Origin of the sequence: Mesobacillus campisalis (genome assembly GCF_000986785.1) — a bacterium.
Taxonomy (GTDB): Bacteria; Bacillota; Bacilli; order Bacillales; family Cytobacillaceae; genus Mesobacillus_B; species Mesobacillus_B campisalis.
In genome coordinates this window covers 1-17,992 of record NZ_LAYY01000026.1, presented here as the reverse complement: position 1 = coordinate 17,992, position 17,992 = coordinate 1, and the positions used below count along the sequence as shown (strand labels likewise).

Annotated in this window: 19 protein-coding genes; 17 read left to right on the top strand and 2 right to left on the bottom strand. The window is 47.3% G+C overall.

All coding sequences use genetic code 11. The features are described from left to right. Positions 1 to 247: 247 nt before the first annotated feature. From WQ57_RS18340 to WQ57_RS18330, 3 genes are all read left to right on the top strand, one after another. Positions 248 to 1,477: an ATP-binding protein gene (locus tag WQ57_RS18340; RefSeq protein WP_046525217.1), complete on the top strand. Its 1,230-nt coding sequence runs from the start codon at positions 248 to 250 to the stop codon at positions 1,475 to 1,477. A 161-nt stretch (positions 1,478 to 1,638) separates the two neighbouring features. Next, on the top strand, positions 1,639 to 2,841 hold the full coding sequence (locus WQ57_RS18335) for an HD-GYP domain-containing protein (protein ID WP_046525216.1): 1,203 nt from the start codon (positions 1,639 to 1,641) through the stop codon (positions 2,839 to 2,841). A gap of 134 nt (positions 2,842 to 2,975) precedes the next feature. Beyond that, the gene (locus WQ57_RS18330) at positions 2,976 to 4,157 is read left to right on the top strand and encodes a hypothetical protein (RefSeq protein ID WP_046525215.1); all 1,182 of its coding nucleotides are present in this window, start codon (positions 2,976 to 2,978) and stop codon (positions 4,155 to 4,157) included. Positions 4,158 to 4,176: 19 nt separating this feature from the next. Here WQ57_RS18330 and WQ57_RS18325 read toward each other — a convergent pair whose 3' ends face one another. After that, positions 4,177 to 5,256, bottom strand: a complete 1,080-nt coding sequence (locus tag WQ57_RS18325) for a M20 family metallopeptidase (protein WP_046525214.1) — start codon at positions 5,254 to 5,256, stop codon at positions 4,177 to 4,179. 175 nt (positions 5,257 to 5,431) lie between these two features. Between WQ57_RS18325 and WQ57_RS18320 the strand changes: the two genes are divergently transcribed. The 14 genes from WQ57_RS18320 to WQ57_RS18260 all read left to right on the top strand — a co-directional run bounded on the left by WQ57_RS18320 (position 5,432) and on the right by WQ57_RS18260 (position 17,236). After that, positions 5,432 to 6,577 (top strand): DEAD/DEAH box helicase, encoded by a 1,146-nt coding sequence (locus WQ57_RS18320; RefSeq protein WP_046525213.1) that lies wholly within the window; start codon positions 5,432 to 5,434, stop codon positions 6,575 to 6,577. A 111-nt stretch (positions 6,578 to 6,688) separates the two neighbouring features. After that, positions 6,689 to 8,191: an amidase family protein gene (locus WQ57_RS18315; protein WP_046525212.1), complete on the top strand. Its 1,503-nt coding sequence runs from the start codon at positions 6,689 to 6,691 to the stop codon at positions 8,189 to 8,191. Between the two features lie 57 nt (positions 8,192 to 8,248). Next, positions 8,249 to 8,383 (top strand): hypothetical protein, encoded by a 135-nt coding sequence (locus WQ57_RS27365; protein WP_277620304.1) that lies wholly within the window; start codon positions 8,249 to 8,251, stop codon positions 8,381 to 8,383. A 129-nt stretch (positions 8,384 to 8,512) separates the two neighbouring features. Beyond that, a complete protein-coding gene (locus WQ57_RS18310; protein ID WP_046525211.1) occupies positions 8,513 to 9,241 on the top strand; it encodes a CBS domain-containing protein in 729 nt (242 codons plus the stop codon). A 75-nt stretch (positions 9,242 to 9,316) separates the two neighbouring features. After that, complete coding sequence (locus WQ57_RS18305; protein ID WP_084820318.1) at positions 9,317 to 9,901, top strand: general stress protein; 585 nt, start codon at positions 9,317 to 9,319, stop codon at positions 9,899 to 9,901. Between the two features lie 134 nt (positions 9,902 to 10,035). Continuing rightward, positions 10,036 to 10,845, top strand: coding sequence for a bifunctional DNA-formamidopyrimidine glycosylase/DNA-(apurinic or apyrimidinic site) lyase (gene mutM, locus WQ57_RS18300; protein WP_046525210.1), 810 nt, complete (start codon positions 10,036 to 10,038; stop codon positions 10,843 to 10,845). A gap of 75 nt (positions 10,846 to 10,920) precedes the next feature. Then, positions 10,921 to 11,400: a ribonuclease E activity regulator RraA gene (gene rraA, locus WQ57_RS18295; RefSeq protein ID WP_046525209.1), complete on the top strand. Its 480-nt coding sequence runs from the start codon at positions 10,921 to 10,923 to the stop codon at positions 11,398 to 11,400. Between the two features lie 72 nt (positions 11,401 to 11,472). Beyond that, positions 11,473 to 12,078, top strand: a complete 606-nt coding sequence (gene safA / locus WQ57_RS18290; protein ID WP_046525208.1) for a SafA/ExsA family spore coat assembly protein — start codon at positions 11,473 to 11,475, stop codon at positions 12,076 to 12,078. 185 nt (positions 12,079 to 12,263) lie between these two features. Next, a complete protein-coding gene (locus WQ57_RS18285; RefSeq protein WP_046525207.1) occupies positions 12,264 to 12,608 on the top strand; it encodes a lmo0954 family membrane protein in 345 nt (114 codons plus the stop codon). An 18-nt stretch (positions 12,609 to 12,626) separates the two neighbouring features. Further along, positions 12,627 to 13,271, top strand: a complete 645-nt coding sequence (locus tag WQ57_RS18280) for a PspA/IM30 family protein (RefSeq protein ID WP_046525206.1) — start codon at positions 12,627 to 12,629, stop codon at positions 13,269 to 13,271. Positions 13,272 to 13,365: 94 nt separating this feature from the next. Continuing rightward, positions 13,366 to 14,100 carry a cell wall-active antibiotics response protein LiaF gene (gene liaF / locus WQ57_RS18275; protein ID WP_173427579.1) on the top strand — a complete coding sequence of 245 codons (735 nt, stop codon included), beginning with the start codon at positions 13,366 to 13,368 and terminating at the stop codon, positions 14,098 to 14,100. After that, entirely contained in the window at positions 14,097 to 15,161 is a 1,065-nt protein-coding gene (locus WQ57_RS18270) for a sensor histidine kinase (RefSeq protein ID WP_046525205.1), read from the top strand. The genes liaF and WQ57_RS18270 overlap by 4 nt, the downstream gene beginning before the upstream one ends. Continuing rightward, a complete protein-coding gene (locus WQ57_RS18265; protein WP_046525204.1) occupies positions 15,154 to 15,786 on the top strand; it encodes a response regulator transcription factor in 633 nt (210 codons plus the stop codon). The genes WQ57_RS18270 and WQ57_RS18265 overlap by 8 nt, the downstream gene beginning before the upstream one ends. 124 nt (positions 15,787 to 15,910) lie before the next feature. Continuing rightward, positions 15,911 to 17,236 (top strand): S8 family peptidase, encoded by a 1,326-nt coding sequence (locus WQ57_RS18260; protein WP_046525203.1) that lies wholly within the window; start codon positions 15,911 to 15,913, stop codon positions 17,234 to 17,236. Positions 17,237 to 17,301: 65 nt separating this feature from the next. On the opposite strand, the gene WQ57_RS18255 is transcribed toward WQ57_RS18260, so the two are convergent. Further along, positions 17,302 to 17,505 carry a hypothetical protein gene (locus tag WQ57_RS18255; RefSeq protein WP_046525202.1) on the bottom strand — a complete coding sequence of 68 codons (204 nt, stop codon included), beginning with the start codon at positions 17,503 to 17,505 and terminating at the stop codon, positions 17,302 to 17,304. Positions 17,506 to 17,992: the final 487 nt, after the last annotated feature.

The window sequence follows — 17,992 nt, the reverse complement described above, 5'->3', positions numbered from 1 at the left end:
TCCTGTCTCTTTGCCGTGTTTAAGCTGAAACGGATTGTATTTTGCAAAAATAACGGTGTTGTAGTTTATAAAATGCTGGATTCCATTGAAACGGGTACCCATATGGGATGATATGTATTAAAATAGATAGGTTAATGGGCCTAGTCTGGAATTCAGAGATAGATAGCTATGGTCAGATAATAAATTTCAACTGATGTTATAATGAGGGTATGTTTACTTTACAGAAATTCAAAGGAGAACCTGGAATATGACAGGGACCAGGGAACAAACATTACGAATAGAAGAAATTAAGGCAATCAAGTTATTTTTAACATTATTTTATACAGTTTTTATCGGGTATGACATTACATATTACTATGTCTTGCCCTATTTCGATAAATCAAGAGTAATCGGCTTTCCTGATGGGGGATTAGGTTTCTTCTCCCATATTCTATTATTATTCCTGCTGCCAGTAGCGGTGTATATGGTGAAAAAGGGAGATCCATTCCGGATAAAATACCTGTATTTTCTTGCCTTCCTCCTAATAGAGTTTGCCGATAACTTTCTGGTTTACTGGGGGGCAGACAAAGAGTATTCAACAGGCAATATTGTTGAAATCCTCTTCTTGCTTTTCGCGCCCATCTTTGTAAACAAAACCTACTTTTGGTTTATTTTCACTGTTATGACGCTTAAGTATGTCGCTTACGGTTTTTTGTTTCAGACTACAGGGGTTATGGTTCCAATTGTATTGATGCTTTTCTTCGGTACTTTTGGGTTCATTTTGCTGACACGGATTATTTCCTATGTAAACGGGATGGTAAGGCTGTATGAAGATTCCCAGCAGAAGGAAAAGCTCGCTGTTGTGGGCCAAATGGCCGCATCGATTGCGCATGAGATTAAAAACCCTTTATCTGCTTTGAAGGGATTCACACAGCTTCAGCAGGAAAGAGACGGGTCAACAGAGAACTTTTATCCTATTATGCTGAATGAGATTGATAGGATCAACTTAATTGTGTCCGACCTATTGATTATCGGGAAGCCAAACTCTTCGTCGAAGCGGCCAGCCAGCATCGAGAAAATCTTGACATATGTTATCTCAATCATTGAGCCACAAGCTGTCAGGCAGTCTGTCAACATTCATGTGGAGATTAAGGCCCATGTCCCTAAAATTTATTGTGATGAAAACCAAATCAAGCAGGTCTTTATTAACCTCGTAAAAAATGCGGTGGAATCAATGCCGGATGGCGGCGACGTGGCAATAGAAGTGCAGTACAGCCACAATGAATTTATCATAAATGTCAATGATGAAGGCGAAGGGATTCCTGGAGATATAATTTCCAAACTTGGCGAGCCGTTTTTCACCACAAAGCCAAACGGAACCGGACTTGGTTTAATGGTAACGAAGAAGATCGTTGAGGAGCATGGGGGCAGGTTCGACATTAGAAATAACCCCGATAAGGGTGCAACCGTAAAAATTATACTGCCAGGACATAAATAATTAATAATTTATCTACAAATATATTCAATTGTTCTATTCTTGAAATAGAACTTTTGGTTTATAATGTAATCAGAGTGTCGATTGATGGCGAAATTGTTCTAGGTCAAAAGGATTGTTTTCTCATCCTCAGAATTTCATTTGAATACACGCGGGGTAATGATATGCAGGACAAGAAAAATCAGCAAGCTTTTATCAATACAGAGAATCGCACTCTAAAATGGTTTCTCGCATTGTTCTATGTGATTTACTTCTTTTATGAAATTTTTTACCAGGGATTTTATAAGGATTTCATATTGGGAGGGGGAGCCGCAGATCCCGGGATATTAAATTATGTGATGTATGCGTTAATCTGGGGGCTTCTGCCAATAACCTATTTACTGCTAAAAAGAAGTAATCTTTTTGTAGTAAAATACTTTTTTGTTGCTGGTTACTTTGTCATATCGTTTATTTGTGAATCAGCCATCTTCTTATTAAGCGATGAATGGTTCAGAAGCGGCAATGCTGCTGAAGTGCTGTTGCTGCTATTTGCGCCGATTTTTGTAAACACAAACTTCTTTCTATTTGTTTTTGCTGGACTGCTATTAAAATATGTAGTCACTGGCTTATTATTTGGTCTTACGGAAGTTTTTTTCATCATAGCTCTTGTTATCATTCTAGCTTTAATCTCTTTATTCATCCTTAAACGATTCCAGGTTTACGTGGGTGCGATTCAAACGGCCTACAACAACCAGCTGGAGGGGATTGTCAAAGGAGTTATAGCTACGATTGAGTTAAAAGACCCGTATACAAGAGGGCATAGTGAAAGGGTAGCCTTTTATGCAAAAACTCTTGCAACGTCTTTGAACACGTTCTCCAAATCAGAATTGAGTTCCTTTTATTATGCCTGTTTATTGCATGATATTGGAAAGGTCAGTATACCGGACGCTATCCTGATGAAACCGGGCAGGTTAACTGCTGAAGAATATGAAGTGATTAAAACCCACCCGGATGTTGGTACAGATGCAATCCGAAAAGTGGAAGGTTTAAATATGAGCATTGAGGTTATCAAGTATCATCATGAACGCTGGGATGGGACAGGCTATCCGGAACAGCTGAAGGGAAAGGATATTCCGCTGATGGCAAGGGTTGTTACCATTGCCGATGCGTTTGATGCGATGACTTCTTCGAGGTCTTATCGCCGTGCTCTCTCTGTTGAAGATGCTTATAACCGGATTGTTGAGGGAAAGGGAAGTCAATTTGATCCAGAACTAGTCGAAGCGTTTCAAAAGATCTTTCCTGAATGGGTAAATTATCATCAAACCTATGATTGGTTTAATGGAAATCCCCTTCAAAATAAAGCTGAAGGCAAGGAGGTGGCAAAATGAAGATCCGTAAGCTGTCCAAAGTAAAGACAACTTGCTGGTGGTGCGTGTTTTTGCCTGGTGCTGGAAAAGTATAATGGAAAGCGGGATGCCAGTGGTAAGGGCATCCCTTATTTATTTTGAAAGGGTGCTTCAAAATGGAACTGCACAGTCATTCTAAAGTTACTCTTAATCCGTTGAACATTCGTAAAGACAGGAAACATTACATTGTGGAAGATATGTATTCAGGTGATTTTTACGAAATGCCGGAAGTGTGTATTGATGCAATTGACCTGATAGGTCAAGGCAAGGATTTGCATTCCATTGAAAAGGTACTAAAGGAGCGGTTCCCCAACGAGGATGTTGACATGAAGGGTTTCATCCAGGACCTCCTTGGCCTCGGCCTTGTCCTTACCATCGACGGCAAGGAAGTAGCAAAAAAGACTGCCCCACCCGCCGAAACCCATGGTCTACCCTGGATTCCTGAAAAGGCAGGGAAGTTCTTTTTTAATCGTGCATCCTCCCTGGTTTATCTGGCTGTCCTTCTCGCCAGCGCCGGCATTCTGATGGTTCGGCCTGAGCTGTTCCCGGCCTATAAAGATATCTTTGTATTTGATTTGATGATGTACAATATCATTGTGTTTCTCAGTCTGACGTTTTTGCTGGTTGTGCTCCACGAAATCGGGCACGTGCTGGCAATGCGGGCGGAGGGCCTTCCGACAGGAATCAGCCTAGGGCACCGTTTGTTTTTTATTGTTCTTGAAACGGATATGTCGAGGGTGTGGACATTGCCGCCCGATAGAAGGTACCGGCTTTATCTTGCGGGTCTGGCCTTTGATGCTGTCGTCTTGTTTGCTGCGCTGCTGGTCCAACTATTTTTTCCTGAGCATGCATTGGGGGCCGGAATCGCTAAAATGGCTGCCTTTAGCACGTTCATCCGCATTCTTTACCAATGTTGTGTGTATATGAAAACGGATCTGTATTATGTGATCGAGACTCACTCCGGCTCGTACAATCTAATGGAAAACGGCCAGAATTACCTAAGGCGGTGGCTGCCTTTCCTGCCGGAAGTGAAAACGAGCAAGGAGTTTGCCGGCGAAGAAAAGTGGGTTCGGCCATATGCTTTTTTTTATCTTGTTGGCATTATGATTACCATCGCCGTTTTAGCCTTTTATAACCTGCCTCTGATTGTCCATGCTGCTATGCTGGTGATGCCGGGTTTTTCAGAGCCGGCCACCTCTATCCTCTTCTGGGATGCTGTTGTTTTCTTTCTTCAGTTTGTGATTATGGCAGGCCTTCTGCTGCATTCCTGGTCCAGGAAATACCGCTTAAACAGTTAAAGACAGCCTGAGGCTGTCTTTAAAAATCCCTGGCATAATCAAGAAGCATATTTTTATACACTTCAAGGGAATGGATGTGTACAAATTCCTCGTCTCCGTGCCAATTGTTGCCGCTTGGTCCGAATTCAATGGCCGGAATCCCTCTTTCGGCAAAAAACTGGGCATCGGATGCACCATGCTGCCCGAAAAAGACGGCCTCTCCGGCAGTGTGCTTTTCAACAATCTTCTTTAGCTTTTGGATATAAGGGTCGTTTTTATCCGTTTCGACCGGGCTGATGCTTGCGTGGACAGTGATTTCCCCATCGGCAATCTCCTGGATTTGCCGGATGATCTCATCCGGGTCCTGTCCGGGGAGGTAGCGAAGATCAAAAGACATTGTGCAGCTCTCCGGAACTTTGTTGTAAACTTCTCCACCCTGTACCTTGGCCCAGTTGACAGAGGGATAAGGGTAGAAATCGGAACTTTGCTTCATAAAAGGAAGCTTCAGGATTTTTTCGTGAAGGGTGCAGGCTTTGGCAATCGCATTTTCACCTTCCCACGGGCGGCTTCCGTGTGCCGGGGTGCCATGTACCTCCACATCAAACTGGAGAAGCCCTTTTGCTTCAAGGGCAATGCCCAGCTGGGTAGGCTCCGAGCAAATGACAAAGTCTCCGAGATAATTGTTTTCGACAAGGTAACCCGAGCAGTTATCTCCGCCGGTTTCTTCATCTGAAACAATTTGCAGCTGGATTTTTACTCCTAGTTCTTCCTCTTTAAGCTCCGCCATCGCGCACATCATCGCTGCCACGCCGGCTTTCATGTCCGCCGCTCCGCGTCCATAAAGCTTTCCGTCCTTTTCCATCGGAATGAACTGCAGCTTCTTTCCGCTGACAACATCCACATGGCCGTTAAAAATGAGTTTTTTCTCGCCGCTGCCGATCTCGCAAACAAGCATTTTATATCCGTTGTTTTCGATTAATTTCGGGTGGAGTCCATGTTCTCTCAGCCAGTGGCAGCAATATTCCACTGCCTGGTTGGCGCCTTCCATATGGGAACTGTCAATCAGCAGCAGTTCTTTTAGCAATGTTTTGACACTTTCGAGCGTTTTTACATTGTTCATTATAATCCTCCTTGTATTGCCTTTCAGTCTTCTCATACCACATTAGATGCTTCTCAATCGCAGGAATGGGTGTTTTAATCAGAAAAGCACAGCCGCTTCCACATGCATGCTGGACTTCTCCGGCTGTTTTAGCTAGTATTCTTTTTAGGAATAAAGCGTTACAAAGGAGACTATAATGTCAGAAAATCAAACAATCCTCAAAGAGCTAAAGCCTTTTTTACAGGAGAACTGGGAGAAAAGCGGATTTTCCACACCTACGGATGTGCAGACAAGAGCGATTCCGCTGATTCTTGGCGGTACCGACGTGATTGCGGAGTCGCCAACGGGAACAGGCAAAACGCTTGCCTATCTGCTGCCTGTTTTAAATAAAATCGATCCTCAGAAACGGAATGCACAAGCGGTGATTCTTGCTTCCTCACAGGAGTTGGTCATGCAAATCCTTTCCGAAGTGCAAAAATGGGGTGAAGGCAGCGGAGTTACTTCCACTTCCATCATTGGCGGGGCCAATCCGAAGCGGCAGCTGGAAAAGCTGAAGAAAAGCCCGCAGGTTATCGTGGGCACGCCGGGCAGGGTTTTGGAGCTGATCAAACAAAAGAAGCTGAAGATGCATGAAGTTAAAACAGTCGTGCTTGATGAAGGAGACCAGCTGCTCGTTCCGGAACATCGCGGCACGGTCGAAAACATCATTAAATCCACTCTAGCAGACCGCCAAGTGCTACTGTTTTCGGCGACGCTTCCCAATCATACGGAGCTGGCTGCAAGGGAGCTTGCCAAGGACGCGGAAGTCATTAAGATCAAGCAGGACAGTACGATTCAGTCAGCAGAAGTGGAGCATATTTATTTTATCAGCGAGCAGCGCGATAAAATAAAAATCCTGGAAAAACTGTCGCGGCTGGATTCCTTCAAGGGGCTGGTGTTCCTTAAGGATATCGGTAATCTTCAGGTAAGTGCCGAAAAACTGAATTACAAAGATATCCCTGCCCTGATGCTTCATAGCGAACTAACGAAACAGCAGCGGCAAGCCAGCCTGAAGCAGTTCCGGGAGCGAAAGAATGCGATGCTGCTTGTGACGGATATTGCGGCCCGGGGCCTTGATATCAAAGGTGTCACCCATGTGGTTCATTTCGATTTTCCGCGTGACCGTGAACAGTACATCCACCGTTCCGGCCGGACTGGACGCTTTGGTGCCGAGGGAACCGTCATTTCGATAGTCAATGAACGCGAAGAACGCGAGCTGAAGCAGTTCTGCAAGGAACTTGGAGTCAAACCGGCTCAGAAAGAGTTTTACAGCGGTAAAATTGTGGATGCAAGTAAAAAATAATGTTGTGAAAGCCATGGGTCTTAGATCCTGGCTTTTTTTCTCTCTTCAGGAGGAAAAAAGCCTCAAGCAGCCGAAATTATTTCTTATCTTTTTCAGAAAGGAAAACAACAAATGGAAAATCCTAAACTAAGGAATCTGAGGGATGGCTGGCTGCCTGAGGCTACGATTGATGAAATGCAGGAAAAGCTGGCGAGCGGCGAGCTGACTTCAAGGGAGCTTGTGCTTATGTACATGAGCAGAATAGCCCTTTATGATAAAAGCGGTCCTCGCATCAACTCGGTGCTGGAACTCAACCCGGATGCGCTGCATATTGCGATAGCGCTTGATGCTGAAAGGGCCGAGCGCGGTCCCCGCGGCCCGCTGCACGGCATCCCGGTTTTGCTGAAGGATAATATTGATACTCATGATAAGATGCACACCAGTGCAGGGTCGCTTGCCCTTGAGCACTCGATTGCTCCTCGGGATTCGTTTGTGGCCGCACAGCTTCGCAAAGCGGGAGCTGTCATTTTAGGAAAAAGCAATATGACGGAATGGGCCAACTTTATGGCAGTCGGAATGCCGAGCGGCTACAGCTCGCGCGGCGGCCAGGTACTGAATCCATATGGGCCGGGCAAATTCAATGTGGGCGGATCCAGTGCAGGTTCCGGGGCAGCCATCGCCGCAAACCTCGCTGCTGTCGCTGTGGGAACGGAGACATCAGGGTCGATTCTCAATCCGAGCGCGCAAAACGCGCTTGTGGGCATCAAGCCTACCGTCGGATTGATCAGCAGAAGCGGAATCATCCCGATCAGCCACACTCAGGATACCGCCGGTCCGATGTCCAGAAGTGTAAAGGATGCTGCTTATCTGCTTGCCGCCCTTGCAGGCAAGGATGAAAAAGACCCAGCCACATTGGCGAGCCCAAAGCTTCAGCATACTGATTTTGCCGGCAGCCTGGAGCATGACAGATTGAACGGCATAAAGCTGGGAGTGCCAGGGGATTTTGTATTTTACGAGGAGCTGACTGACGAAAAGCGAAGCCTTTTTGAACAAGCCCTGGCGAAGGTGACGGAGCTGGGCGCGCAGCTCGAGGAGGTATCGCTTCCTTCCGCTGATGCAGACTGGGACTATGATGTGCTTGATTATGAGTTCAAATCGGGCATCAATGCTTATTTAAGCGGGCTGCATCCTTCCGTAAAGGTGCGCAGCCTTGCCCAGGTGATTGCTTTTAATAAACATCATATGGAGAAGATGCTCAAGTATGGCCAAAAGATCCTGCAAGGTTCGGAGGAGACGAGCGGAGCCCTGACCGAGGAACAGTATCTAAAAGCGCTGGAGCATGACCAGTTTATGTCCAAGGATCAGGGAATTGATTATGCCTTGTCACAGGGAGGGGCAGCAGCCCTGATTTTCCCTCATGACCATGGCTCTGACATTGCGGCCCGGGCCGGCTATCCATCGATTACGGTTCCGGCGGGATACACAGCAGACGGCGAGCCGTTTGCGATTACCTTTACAGGCCATGCCTACAGTGAGCCCCAGCTTATTCAGCTTGCCTATGCCTTTGAACAGGCAACAAAGGTCCGCCGCCCTCCCGTACTGGAAGTTGCCGCCAGCAAGGGGGAGGAAGCATAACGATGGTGCAAACGTCCATACTACTTTTATGACGCTATTGTAAAGGAGTAGAGGAATATGGGCAGGACAAAGCTTGGCAATGCGAATGCACAGCGCAACAACAACAGGAAAAAAGGCCAGCAGAACAGTGAAGAACTGGTAGAGTGGACAACCGGCCAGAAGGCGAAGAAGCCGAACAACCCGATAGATTGATGTGCAGATGCCCGCCGGCTACCTACTGGCGGGCATCTTTATTTTCGGTAAGGGTCAGGAGGGGTGTGCGCGCTTTATTTAGTGTAGAATGGGTATTATTTGTATTATTCCGTAGTGGAGGGAACAGCTTTGGAGAAAAAGACCGAAAAAACACAGTCTGGCCGGTTCGAGGTAGCCTTTAACCGCATTCACCGCTGCCTGAAAGACATGGTAAAGGATGCCGGCAGCGACGCATTTGTCGAGCTGCTGAACAGCGGCTACAAGAACCATTCCATCATCCGCAAGTATAAAAATGAGCTGTACCAGTTCGCCAAGCTCAGGAACGCGATTGTCCATGAAAAGGTGGATATGGATTATTATATTGCCGAGCCTCATAAGTCGGTCGTCAAACGGATAGAAGAGATTGCCGCCCATTTTGAAAAACCGCCTTTGGCGATGGGAGTGGCCTCTTCGCCCGTGTTTTATTACTACGATGATGCCTTGTTAAAGGATGTGCTGAAGGCAATTAATAAGTTTGAGTTCACGCGCTTTCCGATTTACGATCAAAGCAATGAATACAAAGGGCTGCTTACTTCGTCAGATATCATCAGATGGATGGCCAAACAGCTGACAAGCAATGTCATCTCGCTTGAAAACGTCAAAGTACGTGAACTTTTGAGAGACAACAAGAAATATTATGTGGATTTTGTGGCTGAAGATACGTCGTTTTATGAGGTTGAGGAGCTTTTTGACAGCTATCATATCAAAGACAAAAAGCTTCAGGCTGTCATCCTGACTGAAAACGGCAAATCGGACAGCAGGCCAAAAGGAATCATCACTCCCTGGGACCTGCTGGATCCGGATCCAACTACAGATTAATCTTTATTCGGAAGTTTACGGATTCTCCAGGCGGGTACTTTTAAAAAAGACTACTCGTCCAAAGGAGGATTTCAAATGTTGAATGAACATGAAAAACACCTGGTAGGAATTTACGATGATGAACGAGAAGCAATCGATGCAGTAGAAGACCTGAAGCGTCAGGGCTACAGAGCCGAAGATATTTCGGTCATTGGTAAAAATAAGGAAGAAGTAGCTGAAATCAACGATGAAACAGGCACAAAAGCAGGTGAAGGAGCGGCTGCCGGTGCGGCAACAGGCGGAATCCTTGGCGGCTTGACTGGCTTGCTTGCCGGAATTGGCGCGCTTGCAATCCCTGGAATCGGGCCAATTGTCGCTGCGGGACCAATTGCAGCAACATTGACTGGCGCAGCAGCAGGTGCCGGAATCGGCGGCCTTGCCGGAGCTTTAATCGGAATGGGCATTCCGGAGGAAGATGCCGAGCGCTATGAAGGCTATGTTAAAGAAGGTAAAATCCTTGTCGTTGTTGAGCGCCGTGACAACACAATCAATGATCCGCTGAACACTTCAACTGACCGCAATCTAACAGGCGGAACACTGACTGGGGCAGATCCAACAGATGCACCATTGACATCCGACAACCCTGCCAACACTCGCCTGGGCCATAACCGCGAATTTTAATAGTGATTGACAGAAACAGGTCCCGTTTTACGGGGCCTGTTTTTTTATGACAGGAACTCTCGATCCTGTTAATATGCATGGTTCACTGCTCCTCAAACATACTAAGGAAAACACCTGAAAAGGGGCTGAAGAACATGCCGGAGCTTCCGGAGATGGAAACTTACAGGAAAATGCTGGGTGAACGGATTGTTGGCAGGACAATCAGTGATGCAGAAGTAAACCGGGATAAGACAATCAATGTTCCTGCAGCGCAGTTTGTAGCCGAGCTGAAGGGAAACAGCGTTACAAGAGTCGAGCGGAGAGCGAAGCATCTGATATTCCGGCTAAAATCTGGAAGCAGCCTGCTTCTTCACTTGATGCTGGGCGGGTGGATGTATCTTGGGGACGACAATGACAACCCGGACAGGACCAAGCAGGTGATTCTCTCGTTTGGGGAAATGAAGTTGTATTTTATTGGCCTCAGGCTGGGTTTTTTGCATCTTCATGACGAACAGAGCCTGAATGTAGAATTGGATGATTTGGGTCCGGAACCGCTTGATCCTGCATTTACGATTGGCAAGTTCAAGGAGCTGTTTTCCGGCAGGAAAGGCATGATAAAGACGACACTGGTGAACCAAAAGGTAATTGCCGGCATCGGTAATTGCTATAGTGATGAAATCTGCCATGAAGCAGGCATCAAGCCGGTTAGGACTTTTGCGGAGCTTGAGCCTCCAGAGCTGAATTCCATGTATCATGCAATGAAGACGGTCTTCCTGAGGGCCATTGAGGCCGGCGGCTACATGGACCAGCCTCTGTTTAAAGATGACATGAAAACTGGGGGTTATGACAAGCAGTGCCGGGTGTATGACCGTGAGGGAGAAGCCTGCATAAGGTGCGGCAACTTGATCATCAAGGAAATCGTCTCCTCCAGAAAGACTTTCTACTGCCCCGATTGCCAGCACTAGGATTCCCCAAAAAAAAGAGGAAAAGCGGGCTGAATCTAGAACTAGTTAATAAAAAGGCAGGGGAGAGTGTTGTTCATGGATTTCAAATGTGCAGATTTATGCGATGAGCATGCAAGTGAGCTGGTGATTTGCCAAAGTGAATTCAAGTCATATGGCAAGAAGCCTAAATTTCATGGCCCGATATCAACGGTAAAGGTATTTGAGGACAATGTCCTTGTGCTTGAAAGCCTTGAAAGCATCCCGGAAGGCAGTGTGCTGGTGGTTGATGGGGGAGGTTCCAGGCGCTGTGCGCTAATGGGTGACCGTCTCGGGGAAATTGCCCAAAACCGCAAGCTGGCTGGCATCATCATCAACGGCTGTGTCCGCGATACGGAAGATCTGGCCAAATTGGAAGTTGGCATTTTTGCCCTTGGAAGCAATCCTCTTAAAAGCAAGAAGGAAGGAAAAGGAGAAAAGCAGGTTCCAGTCTCGTTCGGCGGGATTCAGTGGCAGCCAGGCAGCTATGCTTATGCCGATGGGGACGGTGTAGTCGTTTCCGAGAGAAAGCTTTTATAAAAATTTAACAATGCGGGCCGTATAATTCCGTTTCATATTCTCATCCTAATTCAGGAAGAAGGAGGATGAGAAATGGTGAAGAAAGTATTGCTTACCCTGGTGCTGCTGGTGTTGATCCCATCGGTAACCTTTGCACAGCAGATACATACTGTACGTTCTGGCGATACAATGTGGAAACTTTCTGTAAGGTATAAGGTCGGATTATCGGAAATCATCAGTGCCAACGCGCATATTAGAAATCCGACTGTCATTTATCCTGGTCAAAAGATTACGATTCCCGAGCAAAGGACAGCAAAGAGCATTGAGAACCAGGTGATCCAGCTGACGAACCAGGAGCGGGCCAGGCACGGATTGAGGCCGCTGGCGGCAGATTGGCAGCTATCCAGGGTTGCACGGTACAAATCGGTCGATATGCGGGATAAAAACTACTTCCAGCATAGCAGTCCAACATATGGTACACCATTTGATATGATGAAAAGCTTTGGTATTGCCTATCGAAGCGCGGGAGAAAACATTGCCGCTGGCCAGCGGACACCTCAGGAAGTGGTCAGGGCCTGGATGAACAGCCCTGGACATCGCGCCAATATCCTGAATAACTCGTACACCCATATTGGAGTCGGCCATGCATCAGGAGGCTCCTATGGCCATTATTGGACGCAGATGTTTATAGCGAAATAGCAAAGAAGCACTGGCAGGAACGGATTGCCGGTGCTTTTTTATTTTTTTTAACACAGTGCACACATCTGCGACAGGACAGTCCTACCCATTCCTCCGCCTCAGGTCCTAGCTGAAAATCAAGCTCAGGCTCGTTATGAGGATTTTGCAATCGAGGTAAGATGATATCAAGAAAGGAGGAAACGAAAATGAAAAAATTCGGTTTACTGCTGGCAGGTGGCATCGCCGCCTTGGTGCTGATCTCAAACCTTGGCCCGCTTTTCGGTCTGGCCGTCAGCCTGTTTGTTCTCTACTTCATCGTGAAACAATTTTTAGTCAGTGATTCTACTTTCAAGAAAATCATCTGGGGTGCTCTTGGGTTCTTTATCCTCATGGCGGCCGCATCGAATGTTCCAGCCATCCTGGGCATCGCCGCCGCTTATGTCCTGTATCTTGTCTATAAAAAATGGAATGCCCCGGAGACTGGGAGCACAACCAGCAATGACCCCTTTGCCAATTTTGAAAAGCAATGGTCCGAACTTAAAAAATACTAATTTAAGGAGTGTATTTACATGACAAACCTGTTTACCCGCTTGAAAGAAACCATCTTGGCTGACCTGAATTCCGCACTCGACCGCAAGGAGCGTAAAAATCCGATCGCGATGCTGAATCAGTATCTCCGTGAATGTGAGAACGAAACGGAAAAGGTCCGCAAGCTGCTTGAGCGGCAGCATCAGTTGAAGGAACAGTTTACTGCCGAGTGCCAGAAAGCGGAAGAAATGGCCGAAAAGCGCCGCTATCAGGCGGAGGTAGCACAAAAGGCCGGTGAAACTGAACTTCATGTTTTTGCCGCCCAGGAACAAAGCCAGTATGAAGCGAGAGCGTCCCACCTGAAGGAAGCCTTGGCCAATGCCGGAAGCCAGCTTCAGGAGCTCGAACATAAATATGAGGATATGAAACATAAACTGAAGGATATGCATATCCGCCGCATGGAACTGATGGGCAGGGAAAACGTGACCCGCGCCCATACGACAATGGACCAGGTGATGAACCAGGAGGATTATTCAGGGAAGGCTTACTCCCGGTTCACCGAAATCGAAAGCTACCTCGCCAACCTGGAGAACCAGGTGAACAGTTCATATTACCGCAATACAATCGATGGCCGCATCGCCCAGCTGGAAAAAGAAATGAAAAACAAGGAAACCTATGCTAATTAAGAAAGCAAACATGGTATTCTAAAGAAGAGGCGCAAGCTTGTACTCGCGCCTTTTCATTCCTGAACCAGTACCCGCCAGAAAGGAGGAAAAGATCTTGTTAAACAAAATGAAAGATGACTATATAAGCTGGATTGTCCTCATTGGAGCCTTGCTGCTGCTGCTGGAGGTCTTCTTTTTCAACCCTGGCCTGATCTTTTCCCTCTTTGTGTCGGGAGCAATGGTCTATTTTGGCCGCAAGATGCTTCATAAAATGATGGGGAAGATGCTTTTCTGGGGTGGATTGTTTTTCTTCATCAGCTGTGTGATCGGCATGCTGACGTTTCGATTTTTTCTGCTGTCAGTCCTGATTTACATTGTCATCCATTTTGCACAATCCAAAAAGAAGCCCGCTATTATCAGGCCGATTATTGAGGAACCTGCTTCTTCAGACGGAAACGAACTGCTTGTCAATTCCATGCCATATATTAAAAATTCCTGGTTAGGAAGCCAAAAGACTCCGCAACAGGCCTATGAGTGGGATGATATCAATGTCCTGGCCGGCATCGGCGATACAGTCATTGATTTCAGCTACACGGTTCTCCCAAAAGGCGAGGCAGTGATTTTTATCCGAAATATAGTTGGGAATATAAAAATCTTTGTGCCATATGATATCGAAGTGAATATTCACCATACAACCCTGGTAGGGGCTGCGGACTTGCTGGAATATCACCAGGGCCGTTCATTCAACCAGCAGCTGGTAGTCAAAACCCCGGGTTATGACGGTGCGGACCAGAAAATTAAAATCTTCACATCCATGCTGATTGGGGACATCGAGGTGAAGAGGATATGAGCATTGTCCAGCGCCAAATCTTGTGGGGGATGTCCCTCGCTTTTTTGCTGTTTCTCTTTCTCACCTCTTCCTATTTTTGGGTACACCCGTTGGACCACTGGTCAGAGCTTTGGGAACGGGAACTTATGGATATCCCATTCATCGTTTTCACAGCAAGTGTGAGTCTCGGTTTAGGCCTCGTGTTCGGAATCTTTACCGGCATTTATTGGCGCAGGCAGCTGCAGCATGTAGAGGGCTGGCTGTATCAGCTGCAAGAAGGCCGCTACTCAGAGCCGCCGCAGGCAGACATGCTGCCTGAAACCGGACTGATTTCGGAACGGATCCAAAAGGTCCAGAAGCAGATGTCCGAAAAAACGATGCTGTCCCAGAGACTGGCAAACGAAAAGGCGGAAGAGCAGGAAACAAGGATACAGGAAATCATTTCACAGGAGCGGAACCGGCTGGCACGAGAACTGCATGATTCTGTCTCCCAGCAGCTGTTTGCCGCGTCCATGATGATGTCGGCGATCAATGAAACCAAAGATCTTGCTGCTGTTCCGGATCCGGTGGAGGCCCGGGAAGCCAAGCAGCTGAAAATGGTCGAAGAGATGATCCATAAATCGCAGCTGGAAATGCGGGCACTGCTGCTTCACCTCAGGCCGGCAGCGTTGAAGGGCAAGACCTTGCAGGAAGGAGCAAAGGAGCTCCTGATTGAACTCTCCCAGAAAGTCACCATGAACATCCACTGGAAACTGGAAGACTTCCCCCTTGATAAGGGAGTGGAAGACCATTTATTCAGGATTCTGCAGGAGTCCGTCTCCAACACGCTCCGCCACTCCCAGGCCGCTAAACTTGATGTTTTGCTGATTAGACGCGATGACATGGTCATTTTGAGGGTGTCCGATGACGGCATCGGATTTGATGTGGAAGAATCGAAGGCCGGCTCGTACGGACTGCAGAATATGCATGAGCGAGCCGGGGAAATCGGTGGCATCCTGAAAATCGTCAGTGTAAAAAACAAGGGAACAAAGCTTGAAGCCAAGATTCCTATATTAAAAACGGCGGGTGAGGAAGATGATTAAAGTAGTTTTTATCGATGACCATGAAATGGTGCGGATTGGGGTTTCCTCCTATTTGTCTGCGCAGCCAGACATTGAGGTCGTGGGAGAGGCGGACAATGGCCGGACAGGAGTCGAGATCTGCCTGAGCCTGAAGCCGGACATCATCCTCATGGACCTTGTCATGAAGGAAATGGACGGCATTGAAGCAACACGGAAAATCATGGAGCAATGGCCTGAAGCGAAAATCATCGTGGTGACCAGCTTCCTTGATGATGAAAAGGTGTATCCTGCACTTGAAGCAGGTGCCACCAGCTATATGCTGAAGACTTCAAAGGCGAGCGACATTGCCAACGCCGTCCGGGCTACATACCACGGGCAGCCGGTGCTTGAGCCGGAAGTCACCGGCAAAATGATGATGAAAATGCGCCAAAAACAAAATGTTCTCCCCCATGAAGAATTGACGGAGCGCGAGATGGAAGTGCTGCTTTTAATGACTGAAGGAAAAAGCAACCAGGAAATCGCCGACGAACTGTTCATCGCCCTTAAAACCGTCAAAACACACGTGAGCAATATTTTGAGCAAGCTGCAGGTCCAGGACAGGACCCAGGCCGTCATTTATGCGTTTAAGCATTCACTTGCAAAATAGCTGGAATTATAGGCTGGGCACTAATTCAACAGCCTTTTTTTATTCTGCTAGGACAAACACCAAAGCCATTTTACCGGGACCATCATAGCTTATAACAAAAGTTATGAAGGGAAGGGGAATGGCTTTGTTTGGTTTTTCAATGGTCAAAATGGTCCGCAATCATGCAGATAAGCTGGAACGCCCACTAAGGGAAGAAATGTTGAATCTTTACCGGCCTTTTAAATGGACACCATGTTTTTTGCATAAATTCCTGGAAGGGGCTATTAAAAAAAGTAAAAGGTTTTCGGTTATTATTGAATTCGGGAAAGGCGGTTATGAAGCGGGATGCCAGGAAGTCACCGGTATTATGAGCCGCCATATGAGAAGCAATATCAGGCATCACTTTTCAAGGGTTTCCTGCTGCAGCGCCGATCTTACTCCCAGCTGCCTCGAAGAGATTCTTTCTGGCTGCGGGCATGTGAAAAGAGTCTACCTGAATCGGGAGGTCAAGGCGCTGCTTGATGTAGCGGTAAAATCGGCCAAGGCTGATAACGTTGTAAGGGAACAGGGGATATTAACCGGCAGAGGAGTCAAAATTGCCATCATTGATACGGGAATCTATCCGCATCGTGACTTGGCTGGACGGATTACGGATTTCGTAGATTTTGTTAACAATAGAACGGAAGCCTATGATGATAATGGCCATGGCACACACTGTGCGGGCGACGCAGCCGGCAGCGGAGAAGCTTCTGGTTTTAAATACAGGGGCCCTGCACCGGAAGCCAGTCTCGCAGGAGTAAAGGTTTTGGATAAGCTGGGCTCCGGCTCGCTCGAAACCGTGATGCGAGGGGTTGAATGGTGCATCAGCTACAATGAAGAAAATCCGGATAAAAAGATTGATATTATCTCCATGTCTCTTGGAAGCACCGCCCAGGACTTTGGTGATGAAAATGATGACCCGATGGTGAGAGTTGTCGAGGAAGCATGGGCAGCCGGGATTGTTGTCTGTGTCGCTGCCGGGAATGATGGACCGAGAAGCAGAACGATTGCCAGTCCAGGCATTAGTGACCAGGTGATCACGGTCGGTGCTTCGGATGACAGAAATACAGTCGAAAGGGAAGATGACGACGCAGCCGATTTTTCGAGCAGAGGGCCAACCATTCATGGTGGGATAAAACCGGATTTGCTCGCACCTGGAGTCAACATCGTTTCGCTGAGAGCGCCTAATTCCTATTTGGATAAAATCCAAAAGTCCAGCCGTGTGGATAATGACTATTTTGTTTTATCAGGAACGTCCATGGCGACACCTATTTGCGCGGGAGTCGTTGCCTTGATCAAACAATACAATCCTGATTTGGCTCCCGAAGATGTTAAAACGATGCTGAAATCAGGTGCCGAATTACGGACGGCGCTCGATCCCAATATTTACGGAGCTGGCTATATTGATGCTGAAAGTTCGATTCCGCAATAAGCCGGGGAAGAAAATGGACGGGCACAAACCGGTTTGCACAAAAAAGAGGCCCTTGCCAGGCCTCTTTAATCTATTTTCTTCATCTGTGGATCCAGTCCGCCCAGCCTGTAAAGCATTTCGCTGAGAGCGAGCGAGATGACTTCCCGTTCTTCAACATTGTCATGATAGGCAGGACTATATTCCACAGCATGAGGGTCCTCAGTCAATTTTTCTTTGATTTTCGCACACATCCACAGCTGGTAGTCAGAGAGTTCAAGTTTTTTTAGCATCAGCCCCACTCCTTCATTATCACTTTTACCCGCAGTCAAAGAGTCCATAAACGCTTTGGACAAGTGTAATTCTATTCTATTTTAATGAATGTATTGTAAGAACAGGAAGTTTTAACCAGTCAGGTAGGGGGCTGTTTGAAAACTGGGAAGAGGTCGGTTAGACAAGGGTCGTCAGTGCCCGAAATTCCTGCGAGCCGTTGAAAAAGGTAACTGACAGGCGCCGTCAGTGCCCAAAATCGGCGAGGCCCGCCGAAAAAGGTAACTGACAGGCGCCGTCAGCGCCCAAAATCGGCGAGGCTTGCCGAAAACGGTAACTGACAGGCGTCATCAATGGCCGAAATTCCCGCAAGCCGTTGAAAAAGGTAACTGACAGACGTCGTCAGTGTCCAAAATTCCCGCGAGCCGCTGAAAAAGGTAACTGACAAGGGTCGTCAGTGCCCAAAATCCGCGAGGTCCGCCGAAAAAGGTAACTGACAAGCCCCGTCAG